The organism is Herbaspirillum sp. B65 (genome assembly GCF_000333555.1).
Lineage (GTDB): Bacteria > Pseudomonadota > Gammaproteobacteria > Burkholderiales > Burkholderiaceae_D > Herbaspirillum > Herbaspirillum rubrisubalbicans.
The window spans coordinates 1-1,368 of record NZ_BADI01000036.1 but is presented as its reverse complement, the minus strand read 5'-3'; the positions used below and the strand labels follow the sequence as shown (position 1 = coordinate 1,368).

3 protein-coding genes are annotated in these 1,368 nt (G+C 54.2%); 2 read left to right on the top strand and 1 reads right to left on the bottom strand.

Translation table 11 applies throughout. From position 1 onward, the window contains the following. A partial coding sequence (locus I5W_RS00730; protein WP_044527819.1) for a thiamine pyrophosphate-binding protein occupies positions 1-231 on the bottom strand: 231 nt, incomplete at its 3' end. On the opposite strand from I5W_RS00730, the gene I5W_RS30895 reads away from it, so the two are divergent. Beyond that, complete coding sequence (locus tag I5W_RS30895) at positions 217-654, top strand: hypothetical protein (RefSeq protein WP_148289012.1); 438 nt, start codon at positions 217-219, stop codon at positions 652-654. The two genes, I5W_RS00730 and I5W_RS30895, sit on opposite strands and share 15 nt — an antisense overlap. A 124-nt stretch (positions 655-778) precedes the next feature. After that, a partial coding sequence (locus tag I5W_RS00725) for an RNA polymerase sigma factor (RefSeq protein WP_148289011.1) occupies positions 779-1,368 on the top strand: 590 nt, incomplete at its 3' end.

Here is a 1,368-nt window from a genome sequence, read left to right as displayed (position 1 = left end):
GGAGGTGACGATGGCCACGCCGACCTTCTGCGAGCTACGCGAATACGCGTCCGCAGCGTGCACGGCAGCCTGTTCGTGACGAACCAGGATGTGCTGGAATTTGTCTTGCTTGAAGATTGCGTCGTAGATGTAGAGGACGGCGCCACCAGGATAGCCGAAGACGTGTTCAACACCCTCTTCAGCCAGGCAACGGACAAGTATATCCGCGCCGCTGAGATGCTCAGCATTCATGCTGCTTCCTTTCAAGGTCCATTGGAAATTGATCGGATGTTCTCTCCTGACGGAATCGCATTCATCGTCCTGCCGGCAGCATCCCTTTATTGTGCGGTCACGCCGTTTCTGCGCTCCAACCGTAGTGGAGTTCGAAACGCCGCTCAACGCGACTCGTTCAGCCTTGGATCAAGATCGACTTCTACAGATTCCTCGCGCTTGTGGCACGGGTTAGAACAAACAAGCTTTAAACCTATAAAGCGTTTCCTCGAACCGGTACGACCTTATGTGAAGCACCGGCAAGGAACAAAAACGCCCCAGATGTGGGAGGCGGGAAACAGGACAGTAATGCGTTGCATCATTTTGGTCAAGCGAATTCCGGTGAAATCGTTGCCAACACTCGCGTTTCTGGTGCTGCCGCGGGATAAACTTCAGGACAAATAGAGCCAATTTTGCTAGCATTCGGTCTGCTTTTTGACGATTTCTTGCATTTTTCGCATCTCGGCTGACCAACATGCAGGTTTTTACCTGATTTGATCGCCCATACCCATCCGGCACACCGTATTGCATGGCAACTGACAAAGAACTCTCCGATTTTCTTGAAAGTGTCGAACGCCGCGCCTTCAAACAGGCGGTGTATGCCGTGCGCAAGGATGAAGCCGCGTTGGACATCGTTCAGGATGCGATGATCAAGCTGGCCGAGAAATACGGCGACAAACCGGTGGATGAATTGCCGATGCTGTTCCAGCGCATCCTGCAAAACACCATCCACGATTTCTTCCGCCGCGAAAAGGTGCGCAATACCTGGGTGAGCCTGTTCTCCAGCTTTGGGGGCAATGGCGGCGACGGCGAAGGCAGCGAGGATTTCGACCTGCTCGAAAGCCTGGAGTCAGAAGACGGCTCGGAAGCGGCCGAGTCCAGCGCCGACAAGGTCGAGCGCCAGCAGACCTTGAACCTGATCGACGCCGAAATACAAAAACTCCCCACGCGTCAACGGGAAGCATTCTTGATGCGTTATTGGCAGGACATGGACGTGGCGGAAACAGCCGCCGCCATGGGTTGCTCCGAAGGTAGCGTCAAAACCCATTGCTCCCGCGCAACACACGCGCTGGCTCAAGCCCTTAGAGCCAAAGAATCTCATTATGGACAACAAGGAAA